A 17366-nucleotide genomic window follows, 5' to 3' on the forward strand; every position below is an offset into this window, starting at 1 on the left:
TAGCGCTTTTTTAACGCTATTTCATTATTTTTAGGTATTGTGTAATTGTGCGAATCGCTCTACCTTTGCAGCCAAAATTGGAAAATTGAGTTAGTAATGAATAAGTTTGTTAAGTTTTCAATGTGCTGCATGGCGGTGGTTTGTGCCACCGATGCCATGGCACAGGTTAATGCTGCCGACAGCGTGATGCAGCACGCCAAGGGCAACAAGTTGAGCGTGGGTGGCTACGGCGAGGTAGCTTACTCACGTAATTTCTTTAGCGACCATGTGAGCCGTTACAGTCAGCCCGAGGCTCATAAGAACGATCCCAGCCACGGGCGTTTCGATATCCCCCATGCCGTGATTTATCTGGGCTACGACTTCGGTAAGGGCTGGTCGTTCGGTACCGAGGTTGAGTTCGAGCATGGCGGTGCCGGCCTGGCCTACGAGAAGGAAGACGAGGAAGGCGGCGAATGGGAACAGGAGACCGAGAAGGGCGGCGAGGTAGAGCTGGAGCAGTTCTGGATTCAGAAAACCTTTTCGCGCGCAGCCAACCTGCGTTTCGGCCATATCGTGGTGCCCGTGGGTCTGAACAATGCCCACCACGAGCCTCTGAACTTCTTCACCGTGTATCGTCCTGAGGGCGAGAACACCATCATGCCCAGCACGTGGCACCAGACGGGTGTGTCGTTCTTCGGCCGCTATAAGTCGTTCCGCTACGAGGCTCAGCTGCTGGCTGGCCTGAATGCCGACAATTTCACGAATGTGAACTGGATCAAGAAGGGGGCAGCCAACCCGCTGGAGTTCGAGGTGGCTAATAAGTATGGTGTGGCCCTGCGTATCGACAACTATGCGGTGCGTGGTCTGCGTCTGGGCCTGAGTGGCTATTATGGCGAGAGCATCGGCAACAGCTATCCCCGCAATGCCAATGGCGTGGATGCCGAGTATAAGGGGCAGGTGCTGATTGGTGCCTTCGACTTCACCTACGACGACCACAACTGGATTGTGCGCGGCCAGGCCGACTATGGCTATCTGGGCGATGCCGAGCAGCTGAAGTATGTGTATAACCGCACAAATAAGAAGTCGCCCTACCATCATTCTGCTTTCGTGAGCAAGAATGCCTATGCCGTGGGTATCGAGGCCGGCTACGATGTGTTCTCGCAGATCAGCTGTATGCGTGCCGACGAGCAGAAGCTCTACGTGTTCGGCCGCTACGAGCAGTACAACCCCTATGCCAGCAACACCAAGAGTACTGCCTACGACTATACCGAGGTGAAGCGTATGGCCTTTGGTGTGAACTACTATCCTGTGCCCGAGATTGCCATCAAGGCCGAGTATTCGCACCGTCTGCTGAAGAGCCTGTACAACGACGAGCCTTCTGTCAGCATCGGTGTTACCTACGAGGGCTTCTTCATGTAAACTAATCAATAATTATAAATAGGTATTTAAGAAACTGATTAATGTAAAAAGAAAAATGAAAAAGATCTATTATTCAATGGCTGTCCTGATGATGGGACTCTCGTTCGCTGCTTGTAGCAACGACGATGACAAGAAGGGCAATGAAGACGAGTTCAGTGTGACTGAGACAACCCCAGTGGTTGACGAGGATTCCTATGGCCTGAACACCACAGCTGCTAACTTCAGTGTGAAATCGTTTGGTGAGGGTGCCGTCGATGGTTGTGCCGACGTGGTCAGTGAGCTCGAATCAGCCAATGCCCTGATTGGCTCGGCTAAGCTCACCGAGGCTCAGGAAACTTACCTCCGCGAGGTGCTGAAGAATCTGGTCAACAATGTGATTGTGCCTACCTACACCCAGCTGGCCGACAACACCGAGGCGCTCGAGAGCACCCTGAACGGCCTGACCACCAGCACCATCACTCAGGCTCAGATCGATGAGGCTTGCCGCGACTTCAAGGCAGCCCGTATGTACTGGGAGCAGAGCGAGGCCTTCCTGATGGGTGCCGCCTCTGATTTCGATGTCGATCCTACTATCGACTCATGGCCATTGAACCGTTCGCTGCTGCTCAGCTACTTCAACAACGGTATGAACGACGAGATGCTCGACGATGCTACCATCCTTGGTTTCCACGCCCTCGAGTTCATCCTGTTCCGCGATGGTCAGCCTCGTAAGGTGGCCGAGCTGAAGGGCAACGATACCTACAAGAATTTCGAGAATATCACAGGTGCTCAGGAGCTGGCTTATGCCCAGACCATCTGCACCCTGCTCAAGCAGCGCACCTTCCAGCTGCAGTGTGCCTGGGACGGTGGTAAGAATGCTGCCCGCTTGTCAGTAGTGAAGGGTGCTAACCTGAAGTATCAGACTGAGAAAGGCCTCTCTTATGGCGACAACCTGATCAATGCCGGTGTATCTGGTAGCAACAGCTCGTTCCCAACCCTGAAGGACGCTATCGCCCAGGTGCTCTCCGACGATGAGGGTAGCTGTCTGGCCATTGCCAACGAGGTGGGTACCGCCAAGATTGCCAACCCCTTCTCGGCAGGTGATGTATCGTATGTTGAGTCGCCTTATAGCTATAACTCTATCACCGACTTCCGCGATAACATCCGTTCTATCCGCAACGTATGGCTGGGTTCTACCGATAAGAAGGCCAATAAGTACAGCTTCCACACCTTCTTTGCCAGCGTGAAGAAGGATGCCGTCAACCAGAAGGTGGAGAATGCCTACGTAAGCGCCATTGCTGGTATCAGCAACATGCCTTCACCCTTCGTGAAGTACTGCTGCACCATCTGGAACATCGCTTTCGAGGACGATGAGGACTGGGAAGTAGATGAATAATAAGAACAATGTAAGGATAATAACTATGACAAGTACTTGGAAGATTACTAATTGGGCCATGGCTGCCCTGATGGCTGTACCAGTGCTTACAGCTTGCTCTGACGATCATGCTAAGACGTTGGGCGAACTGGAAGAGGAGGAACAGGCCTTCGGTAAGGCTGTGGGTAACTTTACGGCCGACGAGTGGTTTCCTGGCGGACAGCTGGGAACCACCGACAAGGCCAGCTATTCAGCCCCCACACCTGTTGTCGAGAAGATGGCAGGCATGCTTGAGGACTTCAATACCGGCGAGGGTTTCTTCGAGAAGCTCTACACCTTCGAGCAGGAGCCCCGCAAGGGCTTGGGCCCCGCCTGGGTGCGCAACTCGTGTATCGCCTGTCACCCCAGCTATGGTCACGGCAGGCGTCAGGAAGCCTATCGTGCCAACCAGATTGGTAACGGCTATCTGCTGGTGATCTATCACCCCGAGACCAATGCCTATATCTCAGAGGTAACAGGCATGCCGCAGACACAGGCCATGGCTCCCTTCAAGGCGCCTATCGACGAGAATCAGATTGAGATTGAGTGGAAGAACGTGACGGCGATGGAGAGCGGCCTTTCGATGACCTTCCCCGATGGTGAGAGCTACTCGCTCATCTACCCCGAGGTGCGCATCCCGCAGTCGGCCTTCAACACCAATCCTAAGCCCACCGACTATGCTGTGCGCTTAGAGTCGACCATCGGTGTGTATGGTACCGCCCTGCTCGATGCCATCGACGATGCTGATATCGAGGCCCAGTGGGCCAAGGAGGCCGCGCACGCCACGCTGAACCCCGCCATGTGGGATCAGGAGAACAACACGTTCAAGGCCAGCGCCTACTATTCGGCACCTTACAACGACCTTGGCTCGCACCACGGTTCGCACGGTCCGCTCAAGCGCTTCACCTACGCCATGACCCGTGGCTCGCTGCAGGACGGTGCAGGCTCGAATGCTATCTGGAACATCACTAACGTGACCCGTTCCGACCGCCACTGGCTCTATTCTACCGCTGCCTGGGCTAAGGCTCAGAGCGAGGACCCCGAGGTGATCAGCTACATCAAGCAGCACGGCTCGTCGCCCACCAGCATGCTCTATCCCTACTATGCCGATGGTACCGACGAGGGCATCGCCACCCGTGTGAACGAGATTCTGAGCTGCACCTCTGTCGGCAGCAAGGACACCTTCGAGAAGTACCTGGTGAAGGGTGCGCCCTATCATGGCAACGAGGAGATGAGCGACAAGCAGTACTACCAGTTTATGGTATGGCACCGCGGACTGGCTGTGCCTGCTGCCCGCAACCTGAACGATGCCGATGTGCAGCGTGGTAAGCAGCTCTTCAGCGAGATAGGTTGTGCCAACTGCCACCGTCCGTCGTGGAAGACGGGATCGGACAATATGTGGATCGATGCCAGCATTAAGTCGTATGCCCAGTCGGTAGGCAAGAGCGCCAGCAGCATGCTGCCTAAGTATGCCAACCAGACCATCTGGCCATACACCGACCTGGTACAGCACCGTCTGTTCATGGCCAACGATATCCGCACTGGCTGGTGCCGCACCACGCCACTCTGGGGCCGCGGTCTGAGCCGCCGTCTCACAGGTGCCGACGACCGTCTGCACGACTGTCGTGCCCGCACGGTCATCGAGGCCATCATGTGGCACGGCTACTCTAAGCAGAGCGATGCCTACAGGCCTACAGAGAAGTTCTACAATCTGCCCAAGGCCGATCGCGACGCCGTGGTGAAATTCATCGAATCTATCTGAGGATGAGAAAAAACTTGTTTATATTCCAATGTTTCATGGTGCTGACCCTGCTGCTCGTGGCAGGGTCAGCCTCTGTCTCGGCATCCAGGCTGCTCATGCCTCAGAAGCAGGCGGCCCATTTCTGTCAGCTGCTGCTCAACGACGGCACGCGGGTGTCGTCGCTCACCAGTCATGCGCGCCAGTTGATGCAGGCTGAGGACACGCTCACGGTCGAGCAGCTCTTCGCCAGCTTTATCCTGCAGGACGATAACTGGCAGGGCATGCGCTTCTTTCCCCATCAGGTGGAGGGCAGGGTAGAGTGGTACAGCGCCATCGACCAGCTGCCCGCTGCGATGGGTGCCGAGCATCAGCGCTACATCCACGAGGTGTTCCCCCGCCTGAAGGCCGAGGTCGAGGCAGGGCGCTGGGCCACGGTCGATGCCTATATTGAAAAGATGCTGCAGTACCAGTGCCGTTTCGGAGGCACGCAGGCCAAGAGTCCCGTGCAGGCAGCCCACCTGGCTTATATCGCTGTATTTTTTCTGTTGGTTGTGCTCGTTTCTCGATTATTATTCGTAACTTTGCACCCCAAACGAATAGCATCATGAAAGATCTGAAACTGACTCAAATCGAATTCAATCAAGCCCGTGCCGAAGTGTTCAGCTTCGATAGCGGCAACGAGGTGCGCGAGTACCACGCCATGATCCACGTGGCGGGCAGCCGCCTGACGTTTGCTCAGCAGCTCGAAGCCGTGATGAACGCCTATGCCGGCTTGCTCTCCCAGTTGCCTGGCACCCAGGCCGTCTTCAAACGCTACTTCCTGAGCGATGCCGCCAATCAGGCCGACGATGTGGTAGTGGCCGACGTGACCGATTGCGCCAAGAGCATCATCCAGCAGCCGCCCCTCGATGGCACCAAGATAGCCCTGTGGGTGTGGCTCATGTCCGACGTGCAGACCGGTATGACCAACAGCGGCCTCTACGAGGTGCGCCACGGTGCCTTCCGCCATCTGTTCAACGCCTCGGCACATAACCTCGCTGCCAACTCCGAGTACCAGATGCGCCTGCTCTTCAACGAGTATATCATGCAGCTGGCCGAAGAGGGCTGTACGCTGGCCGACAACTGCCTGCGCACCTGGCTCTTTGTCAACGATATCGACCTGAACTACGGTGGGGTGGTGCGTGCCCGCAACCAGGTGTTCTTCACCCAGGGCCTCACGCAGAACACCCACTTCATAGCCTCTACCGGCATTGGTGGCCGCCAGCAGGATACCAACGTGCTCTCGCAGATGGATAACTACGCCATTGCCGGCATCCGTCAGGAGCAGATCCACTACCTCTATGCGCCCACCCATCTCAATCGCACCAGCGACTATGGTGTGTCGTTCGAGCGTGGCACCTATATCGACTATGCCGACCGCCGTCATGTGCTGATCTCGGGCACCGCCTCGATCAACAACAAGGGCGAGGTGATGTATGCCAAGGATATCGAGCAGCAGACGCGCCGCATGTGGGATAATGTGGAGGCGCTGCTCAGCGAGGCGGAGTGTACGTTCGATGATGTAGCCCACATGATAGTGTATCTGCGTGACGTGGCCGACTACGACGTGGTGCGCAGTCTGTTTGCCGAGCGTTTCCCAGGCAAGCCCTGCGTCATTGTGTTGGCGCCCGTGTGCCGTCCCGGCTGGCTGGTCGAGATGGAGTGTATGGCTATCAAGGCCGTGAGTCATCCCGAACTCCCACAGTTCTGATATAACAAAAGGGGCTTGCAAACAAATGCAAGCCTCTTTTTTTGTACCTATGGTTGCAGGCGCTCTGCCAGTTCGAAAGCCAGTCGGCTGTTGTGATAGGGGCAGTTCCACTCGCTCACCTTCGGTATGTCGGCTGGTCGCCCGTCGTCAGTCAGCGACTTGAACCAGCCGCCCTTCTGGTCATCCACGAAGTGGGCCTTCACGTATTTCCAGTTGTTGAGTGCGGCCTCTAAGAACGTCTCGTCGCCAGTTATCTGCCAGGCGTTCACGCAGCCGATGATGGTCTCGCATTGCGGCCACCACGACAGTTGCTTGTTCATGCCCTTGGGTGTCTTCTCATAGAGCATGGCACCCTCGGCGTTGAGGCCCTCGCGCAGGGCTGTACGCGCCATGTCCACAGCCTGCTGCTCCACCTGCTTCTTCAGTGCTGCATCGCCTATGGCAGCGGCAGCCTCGCACATCAGCCACGACGTCTCGATGTCGTGTCCGTACGAGTCGGTCTCGCCTATGGGCTGCCAGTCGTCGTTGCAGTACAGGATGAGGTGGTGCGTCTGGGGCGCATAGAGCTTGGTCTGCAGGATGTCGATCAGCTCTATGAGGTTACGCTTCAGTCCCTCGTCGGGCCACACCTGATAGAGCGTGGTGTAGGCCTCCAGCAGGTGGATGTGGGTGTTCATCGTCTTCGAGGCGCCCGCCTGTCCGTCAACGCCTATGAGCGGAGCTTTCGTAAAGTCGCGCTTATACGATTCTATGTAGCCCTGCTTGCCCTTGTCGTGTACCTTCTCTTCCAGTGTGGCATAGAGCTGCTTGGCAGCCTCTAAGCTGTTGGTGCTGCCCGTGGCGCGGTAGTGCTCGGCCAGTCCGTAGATGCCGAAGGCGCAGGCGTAGGTCTGTTTGGTGGTATCCCAGGGCTTTCCGTTGCAGTCCACCATCCAGTACACGCCGCCGTATTGCAGGTCTATGAAGTGGCTGATGTAATACGCAGCGGCGCGGTCGGCCATCTGTTTGTAGGCAAGCAGCGAATCCTGTCGGTAAGCCTTGGCAAAGGTCCAGACGATGCGTGCATTCAGCACCGCCCCTTTGGGCGCCCGTTCCACGGGCTGTCCGCTGTTCAGCACTACGCCATAGAATCCGCCGCGCGGGTCGATGGTCTTCTCCATCCAGAAGGGCAGGATGTTCTCTTTGAGGTTCTGCGTAGTCTCTGTGCGCAGCACCTCTTTCGTGTCAGCCCAGCCAGCCACGGCCATCGCCATCGCTGCCAGCATCATTACCATGTTCTTTCTCATGTCTCAGTAAGATTTACGCTGCAAATATACATACAAATCCGATAAGTTCCAAATTTTATCCGTAGAGATTCATTTTGTTCCCTAAAAGTTTTGTGTCTCCGTAAAAAATGTTATCTTTGCAGACTGAAAGGATATTGATAGAATACAAAAATTAAATATGTACAAGGATAATAAAGAAATCGTCGAAGAAGCCAAAGGAATCTTTATTACGCCCCGAAGGGCGAGGAAGGCCTTTATTGAGAACCAGCTCACACTTATCAGGATGTGTAAACCATATCTTGAAGAACGTCCTGCCTTCATCTTAACAGAGCTGATATCAGGTGAAAACCTATCTTATGTAGCCGAAACAGTAGGCCTTCCTCGTGAGCGTGTTATGACGATAGCGGCAACAACAGCATTAAAGTTGTCGAAAATTGATGAAATCTATAAAGTACATACTAAAAACGAACTTTTGTGTGAAGAGAACAAGCGTCTTCTGGATAAGATTGCCGAATTGGAAGATCGTTTGGCTGTATATGAAAAGAATCCGAAAAAGCCTATAGATCCACTCGTCTTATCTAAGCCGCTAACTGATTGTGGTTTAACAGTCAGGACAGTGAATGCCTTGAAAAGTTATGGTTGCAATACAGTTAGAGACTTAATTAACCAGGATAAAGACACACTCATGTTAATTCCTCGTTTTGGTCGGAAATGCATGGATGATTTGGAATCGTTGTTTAAGCGACTTGACATAGAGTGAGACGAGAATACAGAGATGACGGACGTACTATCGCATCATTCTCCCCATCTTCTTAGGAGGAGGGGTGGAGTTTTTGAGATATAATTGTATCCTTGCAGAGTCATAGACGTCGTTCATACACTACTCACTAACAACCGAGTGTTGTGATTTGCTAAAAAATTAGTATCTTTGTAGTGTCATAGACATCATATAACAAAAGGGGCTTGCAAACAAATGCAAGCCTCTTTTGTTTGTTTTCCCTCTGTACGATGTGCTAATAACCCATACACGAGGTGGCTCCCAGTGCAGTCAGGATGGCAGTTGCGATTGATGCTATTTTTTGGGGGGAAGATGGGGAAGATATATATAGGAATATGCGAAAGAAATACCTAAATCTCTCAATCGTCAATGTAAGTGATTTAGGTATTTAATTTTAATATTATATAGAAAACATCTTCCCCATCTTCCCCCTATGGTATGACACTAACGGTGCTGTAGTATAACACTAACAGCCCTTTAGTATCATACTAACGCCCCTATAGTATAACACTATCAGCTCTTATACTATAGGATGGTCGAATCATCATCAACGGCGACGTCTGGCTACACTTTGCGGTGCTCACGAGATGCCTCGCACCATGCTGCGCTATGCCATCGAAAAGATGCCGGAACAGGAACGCCAATACTGGATGAAACGATGACTTGAATCGTAAAGAATGTTAAATAATTGAGGGTGTCCCGACTTTTGGGACAGTCTGCTTGTATCTTTGCAGCCATGTTGACAGAAAAAACAATGGAGAAATTGCGGATACTCGCAGAGTCGGCGAAATACGATGTGTCGTGTTCGTCGAGCGGTACCGTACGTAAAGGTAAGCAGGGTATGGTGGGCTCTACGGTAGGCGGGGTAGGCATCTGCCACTCGTTTGCCGATGACGGGCGCTGTATCTCGTTGCTGAAGGTGATGCTGACGAACTACTGCATGTACGACTGTGCCTACTGTATCAATCGGCGGAGCAATGACATCAAGCGGGCGACGCTGAGCGTGAGCGAACTCGAGGAAATCACGATGGAGTTCTATCGCAGAAACTACATTGAGGGGCTCTTCCTGTCGAGTGGGGTGGTGCGCAATCCTGACTATACGATGGAGCGGTTGACGGCTATTGCCCGCGATCTCAGAACCGTTCATCGCTTCAACGGCTATATCCACCTAAAGGGCATCCCCGGCTGTTCGCAGGAACTGCTCAATGAGGCAGGGCGCTATGCCGACCGTATGAGCGTGAACATCGAGATTCCCAAGGAGGCGTCGCTGAAACTCCTTGCGCCTGAGAAAGACCACCAAAGCGTGTTCCAGCCGATGAAGATGATTCAGCAGGGGGTGCTGGAGAATAAAGAAGACCGCAAGAAATACCGCTATGCACCAAGGTTTGTGCCAGCCGGACAATCGACACAGATGATTGTAGGCGCGACGAAAGAGACGGACAAGGATATCCTGCTGATGTCGTCGATGCTCTATGGACAGCCTACGATGAGGCGCGTGTACTATTCGGGTTATGTGAGTGTGAACACCTACGACCCACGACTGCCCATACTCAAGCAGCCGCCATTGGTGCGCGAGAACCGGCTCTATCAGGCTGATTGGTTGTTGCGATTCTATCATTTTAAAGTTGACGAGATAGTGGATGACCAGCACGCCAATCTCGACCTGGAGGTAGATCCGAAACTGGCTTGGGCACTACGGCATCCAGCATATTTCCCTGTGGACATCAATGTGGCTGATTACGAGCAGCTATTGAGAGTGCCTGGACTCGGTACCAAGTCGGCATGGCTCATCGTGAACTCGCGACGATTCAACCGCCTCACATCATTCGACCTGAAGAAGATGGGCGTAGTGATGAAGAAGGCGAAGTACTTTATTACGTGCAACGAACTGACCTCGCAGTTCTCGCAGCCTATCATCGGCATTAACGAAATGCGACCAGAGCGACTAAGACCGCTGCTGATCTCGAAAGCGCAGCAGAAACGGGCAGCAGAAGAACGACAACTAAAACTGGATTTTGGAGAATGACGGTATATGTATTTGACAGAACGTTGGACGGGCTGCTGACGGCAGTGTTCGATGCTTTCTATCTGAAGGAACAACCAGAGCAACTCCTGGCGGAGGGCGATGTCCTGCCACTGTTTTGCGAACGAATCTACCACGTGACGACAGACGAAGAGAAAGCACGACGGGTATGGGCTGGACTGGAGAAAAAGCTCAGTTGTGAGGCCCTGCGACTGATTTCTGTCAGTTGGCTGTCGGAACAGCGAGAACTGAACACACCGTTGTTCCTATATATATGTAAGGTGTTTAAGTTGGGCGATATATCACGAAATTTTGCTGATGCTGATGTGCTGGCTGTGACAGATATTGCCCGCAGAGTGTTGCATGAACAGCTGAGGATGAAGCAGTTCATCCGCTTCCAGAAGGCAAAGGACGGTACTTATCTGGGCGTTGTTTCGCCTGACCATAATGTGTTGCCTATCATCACCGACCATTTTCAGGATCGGTTTAACGACCAGCCTTGGCTGATCTATGATGCGAAGCGGCATTACGGGTATTATTACGATGGTCATGTAGCGCCCCTCCGCGTCACCTTCGAGGATGAGGCCGCTGTGCCCTTCGACCTGAGGAATGGCAAGATGGATGCCGACGTGTTGAGCGACAACGACCAGTTGTTCCAAGACCTTTGGCGCACTTACTTTAAGGCCATCTGCATCAAGGAACGTATGAATCCCCGTAAGCAGTTGCAGGATATGCCGCGCCGCTATTGGAGATACATGACAGAAAAGAATGGGTAATATTTGCAAAAAAAACTGTTTTCCTTTGGTGTTTTGCTTGCTTATTCGTATTTTTGCAGTCGAACAAATTTGAACTATGATTATGATAAGCGATACCATCAAGTACATCGGTGTGGATGATCTGGACATCGATCTGTTTGAGAGTCAGTATGTGGTGCCCGAGGGCATGAGTTATAACTCGTATCTCATCGATGATGAGAAGATAGCAGTGCTGGATACTGCCGACCGCCGTAAAGGAGAGGAGTGGAAAGCGAACCTGACTGCGGCTCTGAATGGACGCCAGCCTGACTATCTGGTGGTTCACCATATGGAGCCCGACCACTCGGCACTGATTGCCTGGATGCTGGAGACTTATCCTGGCGTGCAACTGGTGTGCAGTGTCCAGGCCGTGAAGATGCTGTCGAACTTCTTTGAGGGCGTTGATTTTACAGGTCGCGTGATGACCGTAAAGGAGGGCGATACCCTTGCTTTGGGTAAGCACACACTGCAGTTTATCGGTGCAGCCATGATTCACTGGCCAGAGGTGATTATGAGTTACGACACTACCGACAAGGTGCTGTTCTCGGCAGATGGCTTTGGAAAGTTTGGTGCGCTGGTACACGAGACTGACGATTGGGCTTGTGAGGCACGTCGCTATTACTTTAATATCTGTGGTAAATACGGCTCGCAGGTGCAGATGGTGGTGAAGAAAATGGCTGCCCTGGATGTGCAGGCTATCTGTCCGCTGCATGGACCTATGTTGAAGGGGGAGGCCCTGACAGAGGCTGTGCGTCTGTATGATATCTGGAGCAAATACGAGCCTGAGAGCGAGGGTATACTGATAGCCTACGCCAGCATTCATGGTGGCACAGCTAAGGCTGCTGAGAGACTGGGAGAGATCCTGCGTGCAAAGGGCGCTCCTAAGGTTGTGGTGAGCGACCTGAGTCGCTCGGATATGGCTGAGGTTATCGAGGATGCTTTCCGCTATCCTACGGTAGTGGTGGCTGCATCGAGCTACGATGCAGGTGTGTTCCCCGTGATGCACGACTTCCTGTATCACCTGCAAATCAAGAACTACCAGAAGCGTAAGTTCGGTATTATCGAGAACGGTAGCTGGGCGCCCACTGCCGGCAAGACCATGCGCACGATGATTGAAGCCCTGAAGGACTGCGAAATCGTAGAGCCGATGGTTACTATCCGCTCGCGCATGAAGACTACCGATGAGCCCCTGCTGGAGCAATTGGCTGAGGCGCTGGTGCAATAATATCAGATTTAAATTATTGTTAAATAAACGGAAGGTGTCCTGATTTCAGGGCACCTTTGTTTTTTTAATTATAAAATTGGTGCAAAAAAAGTTAAATAATTTGGTTTATTGAGAAATGCTGTCTATATTTGCCAAAAGTTCTAAAAAAACAACAATTATCAACAACTATGAATGTAAGGCATTCTTCTGTTTCTGTTCTCGCCTTATTAGCCATTATGTCGTGCGAGAAGCCCGTTTTTCCTCAATCGGAGAAGTCGGGTGGTGATGCTAATGGAAATGTCGTTGTTCGTGTATTTCGGATAGAGCAGCAGTCGTTTGATACGTCAAAAACACGAACAGATGGAACGGTCAACTTTAACCGCCTGAATTTCGCTATTTATGATGAGGCTGGTAAGCGCGTGAAGCAGGTGAATCAAACCATCAGCGATGACAGTTTTGGTGCCACTGCGTTTGCGCTGGAGCCTGGTGTATATGATGTGGTAGTGGTTGCCCATAGTAGTAAGGGGAATCCGACCATGACCGACCCAACCAAAATCAGGTTTGATAATAGCGATGGGTTTACCGACACCTTTCTGTATCATACCACTGTGGAGGTGGGCGACGCGCCACTGACGGTACAGGCTGATCTGAAGCGTATCGTATCGCTCTGTAGAGTAGAATTGACCGATGCTATTCCGACAGGTGTCGATCAGATGCGGTTCCAGTATAAAGGAGGCTCGGGTGCCTTTAATGCTGCGACGGGGTTGGGGAGTGTGAATAGCACGCAGACCGAGTTCTTCCCAGTTGAGCCTGGTAAAGAATCATCGGTATATGATCTGTACACTTTTCTGCATAGTGACGAAGGTACGATTCATCTGCAGGCAACAGCCTACGATGAACAACAGAATATCGTTTGTGAACGTGAATTCGATGTGCCGATGAAGCGTCGACTGATAACTAAACTCAGCGGACCTTTTTTCTCAGAATCAACCAGTTCATCTCTTACTATCGTTATTGGCATCCAAGACGATTGGGAGGGTGAACATTTAATAAATTTTTAATCAATGAAATTCAAATTATTAGTTTGTACAGCTGTGGTACTCATGGCTGTAGGTTGCAGCAAAGATGCTGAGCAAACGGGTGGAAACGCCCCAGTAGAAAACCCTGAAAACGAGATGGTACCCATCCGTGTACACATGAGTGGCTTCACTGTGACACAGGAAGCTATCGCTGGTACGCGTGGCACTCAGGCGGTGGAAGACTATGCCGGCGTGAAGGTAATCGATCTTGTGTTTTTCAATGCCGATGGCTCTGAAGCCTATCGGCAAGAACAGGATCGCAGTGTGCCGGCTGGCTACACGACCTTTGGTGAGTTCGCGTGTCAGTTGCCTGTGGGCCACTATACGATGGTGGCTGTTGCCCGTGGACGAAGTGAGGGGGATAACTTTACCCTTTCCAGTCCGGAAGCAGCTGGCTATACCAGTGAACGTGCGCGCGAGACGTTGACAGCCGTGCAGAGTGTCACGGTGACCAGTGGTACACCGACGGATCTCGATGTGACGCTGAAGCGTGTTGTGGCTAAGTTGAGAATCGTATCGAATGACAACCGCTCTGCGAGTTGCACGAAGATACGTACGACTTATGCTGCTGGTGGCAAAAGCTTTAACCCCACTACGGGACAGGCGTTGACCAATACTGGGGTAATAGTGACTAACTCGCCTTCGTCGTTGACCAGTGTGGCGCCTGTTGACGTCATCAGCTATATCTTCTTGGATAGCGATGAACAGACGATGGACATCACTATCGAGGCACTGGATGCAAATAACGATGTGTTGTCGACTAAGGTGGCCAAAGACGTGTCGCTGAAACGAAACCGTTGTACTATTCTGTCGGGTGACATCTTTAGTACCACGGCTTCGGCGGTTGCTTTCAAAGTTGAATCCTGGCTCGATGATTACAACGCTGCGTTCTAATCTGTTATGCAGGGTTGTAATAGGTCTTGTACCACTCGGCAAAGTGGCGGAGACCTTCGCGGAGCGTGATCTTTGGTGTGAAACCGTAGTCGCGCTCTAAGGCGGTGGCATCGGCATAGGTGGTGGGGACATCACCTGGCTGCATGGGCACGAGCTGCTTGTGGGCCTCGAAATCAAAGTCCTGAGGGAGGACGCCGGCACGTACGAGCTCTTCCTGAAGGATGGTGACGAAGTCGAGCAGGTTCTCAGGTTGGCCACCACCGATATTATACACGGCGTAGGGCGGGATGGGCAGACCATCTTCGCCCTTCTTACGTTCAGGGGCGCCCTGCATCACACGTACGATACCCTCAACGATATCATCGACATAGGTGAAATCGCGACGGCAGTTGCCATAGTTGAAAATCTGGATGGTCTCGCCCTTCAAGAGTTTGTTGGTGAAACCGAAATAGGCCATATCGGGGCGACCGGCAGGACCATAGACGGTGAAGAAACGCAGGCCTGTGCTGGGGATATCGTAGAGCTTGGAATAGCAGTGGGCAAAGAGCTCGTTGCTCTTCTTGGTGGCAGCGTAGAGGGATACGGGGTTATCCACGCGGTCGTCGGTAGAGAAGGGCACCTTCTTGTTGCCGCCATAAACGCTGGAGCTTGAGGCGTAAACCAAGTGCTGGACAGGGTGATGGCGGCAGGCCTCGAGGATGTTATAGAAGCCAATCATGTTGCTCATGATATAGGCATCGGGGTTGGTGATCGAATAGCGCACACCAGCCTGAGCCGCGAGGTTCACGACTACATCGAACTTGTAGTCGTCGAACAACTTGTCGATCAAGGCCTTATCAGCCAGATCGCCCTTCACGAAGTGATAGTTGCAACCTTCGGGCTTCAAGGCCTCGAGCTCCTTGAGGCGTGATTCCTTCAACGACACATCATAGTAGTCGTTCATATTGTCGATATTTACAATCGTCGATTCTTTCGTATCCTTGAACAGACGTTTAACGAGGTTTGATCCAATAAAGCCGGCTCCTCCTGTTACCAGAATCTTTTTACCGTTTAAATTGATTTTATTCATATCTTTATTTTTTTATTCTATAAACCGGGCGCCGTCGTCGGGTTTTACCCAGAAGACTTGGAAGGTCTTTTCGTATTCGGGGAATAGGGCGAGGTAACGCTTGGTGAGTTCGTGCTCAATATCGGCCTTATGGGCGGGATCGACCAAGGCGATGCAGGCGCCTTTGAAGCCGGCACCACTGAATCGACCACCATAGACTCCAGGCAGGGAGCGCATAATCTCGTAGATGGCGATGAGCTCGGGCGAGCCACACTCGTAGTTGTGGATGGAGCTCTCGCAGGAATCGAAGCTCAGCTTTCCGAAGAGTTTCAGGTTACCTGTCTCCCAGGCTGTGACACCCTGGCGCACGCGGCGATACTCAGAGTAAAAATGCTCTGCTCTGCGAGCAAAACGCGCTGGCATGGCGATGCGTGTTTTTTCGAAGGTGGTCTTAGGGATATCGCGCAAGAACGTCTTATCAAACGTCTTGAGGGGTTGATCGGTATAAGCCAGCATGTTCCAAGCAGCCGTCTTACACTCGTAAACACGCAGGTTGTAATCGGAATTAACAAGGCTTCGCGTCAGGCCGCTAAAGAAAATGCCAATCTCAAATTCGGGCATCTCAGGATTGCGCTTGATGATGCGCCAATCGTTGCTATCGCAATCCAGGAACAGCAAGCCATTCTTCTTGCCCAGGGCGATACAGGCCTGATCGAGCAGACCGTTGTTCAGTCCGATATACTCGCGCTCAGCTTCGGAAGCGATTTTGACAACTTCGAAGGGTTGCAGGGTGATATCGTTAGCCTTAGCAAGCGCCATTACGTAGGCAATGAGTACAGCAGCACTCGAACTCAAACCGCCAACGGGCAGCGAACCCTGGATGACGCCTGTAATGCCTCGCTTGAGTTCGAAGCGCTTCTTGAGGGCGTATTTGGCGCCGCGGGCATAGTCGCCCCAGTGGCGCTCTTTCACTTGTGTAGGCGCATCAACATCGAAATCGACCACTCCCTCGAAAGTCTTAGACTCTAGATGAACGTGACCATCGTTGGCTATGTTGAACCAAAGGTCGACACCTTTATCGATGGCAAAACCTGTGACCAGGCCGTGCTGATGGTCGACATGTGCGCCCAAGGGACATACGCGATAGGGCGAGAAAATGTGATACTGATAGTTATTTCCCATATTTTTCTACTGCTTCGTAGTAAGTGTCCAATGAACCAATATCAAAGCGTCCGGCAGACATGGGCCAGGCGTGCATCGTGGTGTGTTCTACCATATAGTGGGCCAGATTGCCTGGGGCATCCTTGCCGCAACCATTCTCAACAGAGTGGCGCACCAGATCGAGATCCTTTTTCAGATAGATATAGAAAGGTGGCACTGCCCAGTGGCTCTTGGGCTGCTGGGGCTTCTCCTCCATGCCCAACACCTTGTTATCGGCATCGAGCTCAACCACACCTGTGCGCTGCAGCTTTTCGATAGAGGGCTGCTCGTGGCACATGATGCATGAAGTGCCTTTCTGCTTGGCGAAATCGACAAATTCCTGGAAACTGAAGAATAGCAGATTATCGGCGGCAACAACCAAAAGGTCATCGTCGATGTGCAGCTTATCCATCGCAAACAGCAAGTCGCACACAGCACCTAAGCGCGTATCATTGGTCTTTGTGCCATCATCCACGATCGTAATCGGTTTTTGATACTTTACCTCCTTGGCCCAATCCTCGAAGATGTGGGCGAACTTATGGTTAGTAATGATAATGTGTTCATCGATGTCGGGTATCTGGTCGATGTCATCGAGCATACGTCCCAGAATGGTGTTCTGACCAATCTTGAGTAGTGGTTTAGGGAAGTTCTTGGTGAGCTCACCCAAACGGGTGGCATAGCCAGCAGCAATAACGATATTCTTCATAATTTTATCTATTTTGGGCGCAAAGATAGTGCTTTTATTTAAATAATCGCAAAAAAAACAAAAAATTATTTGGTTTTTCGCTGGATTTGAGCT

16 protein-coding genes are annotated in these 17366 nt (G+C 52.1%); 11 read left to right on the forward strand and 5 right to left on the reverse strand.

Annotated elements, in window-relative coordinates; genetic code table 11:
- Positions 1-96 precede the first annotated feature (96 nt).
- Genes T495_RS0100440 through T495_RS0100460 form a run of 5 tightly spaced genes read left to right on the forward strand, consistent with a single transcriptional unit; the run spans position 97 to position 6282 of the window.
- Positions 97-1398 (forward strand): hypothetical protein, encoded by a 1302-nt coding sequence (locus T495_RS0100440; RefSeq protein WP_028904398.1) that lies wholly within the window; start codon positions 97-99, stop codon positions 1396-1398.
- Between the two features lie 55 nt (positions 1399-1453).
- Complete coding sequence (locus tag T495_RS0100445; RefSeq protein WP_051523173.1) at positions 1454-2773, forward strand: imelysin family protein; 1320 nt, start codon at positions 1454-1456, stop codon at positions 2771-2773.
- Positions 2774-2798: 25 nt separating this feature from the next.
- Positions 2799-4553 (forward strand): di-heme oxidoredictase family protein, encoded by a 1755-nt coding sequence (locus T495_RS0100450; RefSeq protein ID WP_051651788.1) that lies wholly within the window; start codon positions 2799-2801, stop codon positions 4551-4553.
- A gap of 2 nt (positions 4554-4555) precedes the next feature.
- Positions 4556-5140, forward strand: a complete 585-nt coding sequence (locus T495_RS0100455; RefSeq protein ID WP_155950147.1) for a hypothetical protein — start codon at positions 4556-4558, stop codon at positions 5138-5140.
- Positions 5137-6282 carry a Rid family hydrolase gene (locus tag T495_RS0100460; protein WP_028904401.1) on the forward strand — a complete coding sequence of 382 codons (1146 nt, stop codon included), beginning with the start codon at positions 5137-5139 and terminating at the stop codon, positions 6280-6282. Before T495_RS0100455 ends, T495_RS0100460 begins: the two co-directional genes overlap by 4 nt.
- Before the next feature lie 47 nt (positions 6283-6329).
- Here the strand turns inward: T495_RS0100460 and T495_RS0100465 are convergent, their stop codons facing one another.
- Positions 6330-7568 carry an AGE family epimerase/isomerase gene (locus T495_RS0100465; RefSeq protein ID WP_028904402.1) on the reverse strand — a complete coding sequence of 413 codons (1239 nt, stop codon included), beginning with the start codon at positions 7566-7568 and terminating at the stop codon, positions 6330-6332.
- Positions 7569-7725: 157 nt separating this feature from the next.
- Between T495_RS0100465 and T495_RS0100470 the strand changes: the two genes are divergently transcribed.
- A complete protein-coding gene (locus tag T495_RS0100470; RefSeq protein ID WP_033147236.1) occupies positions 7726-8307 on the forward strand; it encodes a DNA-directed RNA polymerase subunit alpha C-terminal domain-containing protein in 582 nt (193 codons plus the stop codon).
- A 253-nt stretch (positions 8308-8560) separates the two neighbouring features.
- Here T495_RS0100470 and T495_RS15670 read toward each other — a convergent pair whose 3' ends face one another.
- Positions 8561-8695 (reverse strand): smalltalk protein, encoded by a 135-nt coding sequence (locus T495_RS15670; RefSeq protein ID WP_231495024.1) that lies wholly within the window; start codon positions 8693-8695, stop codon positions 8561-8563.
- Between the two features lie 384 nt (positions 8696-9079).
- Between T495_RS15670 and T495_RS0100475 the strand changes: the two genes are divergently transcribed.
- The 5 genes from T495_RS0100475 to T495_RS0100495 all read left to right on the forward strand — a co-directional run bounded on the left by T495_RS0100475 (position 9080) and on the right by T495_RS0100495 (position 14319).
- A complete protein-coding gene (locus T495_RS0100475) occupies positions 9080-10351 on the forward strand; it encodes a putative DNA modification/repair radical SAM protein (RefSeq protein ID WP_369793215.1) in 1272 nt (423 codons plus the stop codon).
- A complete protein-coding gene (locus tag T495_RS0100480) occupies positions 10348-11124 on the forward strand; it encodes a TIGR03915 family putative DNA repair protein (RefSeq protein ID WP_028904500.1) in 777 nt (258 codons plus the stop codon). Before T495_RS0100475 ends, T495_RS0100480 begins: the two co-directional genes overlap by 4 nt.
- A gap of 76 nt (positions 11125-11200) precedes the next feature.
- Complete coding sequence (locus tag T495_RS0100485; protein ID WP_155993350.1) at positions 11201-12367, forward strand: FprA family A-type flavoprotein; 1167 nt, start codon at positions 11201-11203, stop codon at positions 12365-12367.
- A 167-nt stretch (positions 12368-12534) separates the two neighbouring features.
- Positions 12535-13407, forward strand: coding sequence for a FimB/Mfa2 family fimbrial subunit (locus T495_RS0100490; protein ID WP_081831948.1), 873 nt, complete (start codon positions 12535-12537; stop codon positions 13405-13407).
- Positions 13408-13410: 3 nt separating this feature from the next.
- Entirely contained in the window at positions 13411-14319 is a 909-nt protein-coding gene (locus tag T495_RS0100495) for a FimB/Mfa2 family fimbrial subunit (RefSeq protein ID WP_028904503.1), read from the forward strand.
- 4 nt (positions 14320-14323) lie between these two features.
- Here the strand turns inward: T495_RS0100495 and T495_RS0100500 are convergent, their stop codons facing one another.
- From T495_RS0100500 to T495_RS0100510, 3 genes are read right to left on the reverse strand one after another with little or no spacing between them, the layout of a single operon-like run.
- Positions 14324-15388, reverse strand: a complete 1065-nt coding sequence (locus tag T495_RS0100500) for an NAD-dependent epimerase/dehydratase family protein (RefSeq protein ID WP_028904504.1) — start codon at positions 15386-15388, stop codon at positions 14324-14326.
- Between the two features lie 12 nt (positions 15389-15400).
- Complete coding sequence (locus T495_RS0100505) at positions 15401-16549, reverse strand: galactokinase family protein (protein WP_033147238.1); 1149 nt, start codon at positions 16547-16549, stop codon at positions 15401-15403.
- Entirely contained in the window at positions 16539-17273 is a 735-nt protein-coding gene (locus tag T495_RS0100510) for a sugar phosphate nucleotidyltransferase (RefSeq protein ID WP_028904505.1), read from the reverse strand. The genes T495_RS0100505 and T495_RS0100510 overlap by 11 nt, the downstream gene beginning before the upstream one ends.
- Between the last annotated feature and the right edge of the window lie 93 nt (positions 17274-17366).

Source organism: Prevotella sp. P6B1, from assembly GCF_000702825.1.
In the GTDB taxonomy this organism is placed as follows: domain Bacteria; phylum Bacteroidota; class Bacteroidia; order Bacteroidales; family Bacteroidaceae; genus Prevotella.

Excerpts from the sequence above, each read along its gene's own strand:
- T495_RS0100440 (WP_028904398.1), top strand. The coding sequence starts at position 97 with ATGAATAAGTTTGTTAAGTTTTCAATGTGCTGCATGGCGGTGGTTTGT.
- T495_RS0100445 (WP_051523173.1), top strand. The coding sequence starts at position 1,454 with ATGAAAAAGATCTATTATTCAATGGCTGTCCTGATGATGGGACTCTCG.
- T495_RS0100450 (WP_051651788.1), top strand. The coding sequence starts at position 2,799 with ATGACAAGTACTTGGAAGATTACTAATTGGGCCATGGCTGCCCTGATG.
- T495_RS0100455 (WP_155950147.1), top strand. The coding sequence starts at position 4,556 with ATGAGAAAAAACTTGTTTATATTCCAATGTTTCATGGTGCTGACCCTG.
- T495_RS0100460 (WP_028904401.1), top strand. The coding sequence starts at position 5,137 with ATGAAAGATCTGAAACTGACTCAAATCGAATTCAATCAAGCCCGTGCC.
- T495_RS0100465 (WP_028904402.1), bottom strand. The coding sequence starts at position 7,568 with ATGAGAAAGAACATGGTAATGATGCTGGCAGCGATGGCGATGGCCGTG.
- T495_RS0100470 (WP_033147236.1), top strand. The coding sequence starts at position 7,726 with ATGTACAAGGATAATAAAGAAATCGTCGAAGAAGCCAAAGGAATCTTT.
- T495_RS0100475 (WP_369793215.1), top strand. The coding sequence starts at position 9,080 with ATGGAGAAATTGCGGATACTCGCAGAGTCGGCGAAATACGATGTGTCG.
- T495_RS0100480 (WP_028904500.1), top strand. The coding sequence starts at position 10,348 with ATGACGGTATATGTATTTGACAGAACGTTGGACGGGCTGCTGACGGCA.
- T495_RS0100485 (WP_155993350.1), top strand. The coding sequence starts at position 11,201 with ATGATTATGATAAGCGATACCATCAAGTACATCGGTGTGGATGATCTG.
- T495_RS0100490 (WP_081831948.1), top strand. The coding sequence starts at position 12,535 with ATGAATGTAAGGCATTCTTCTGTTTCTGTTCTCGCCTTATTAGCCATT.
- T495_RS0100495 (WP_028904503.1), top strand. The coding sequence starts at position 13,411 with ATGAAATTCAAATTATTAGTTTGTACAGCTGTGGTACTCATGGCTGTA.
- T495_RS0100500 (WP_028904504.1), bottom strand. The coding sequence starts at position 15,388 with ATGAATAAAATCAATTTAAACGGTAAAAAGATTCTGGTAACAGGAGGA.
- T495_RS0100505 (WP_033147238.1), bottom strand. The coding sequence starts at position 16,549 with ATGGGAAATAACTATCAGTATCACATTTTCTCGCCCTATCGCGTATGT.
- T495_RS0100510 (WP_028904505.1), bottom strand. The coding sequence starts at position 17,273 with ATGAAGAATATCGTTATTGCTGCTGGCTATGCCACCCGTTTGGGTGAG.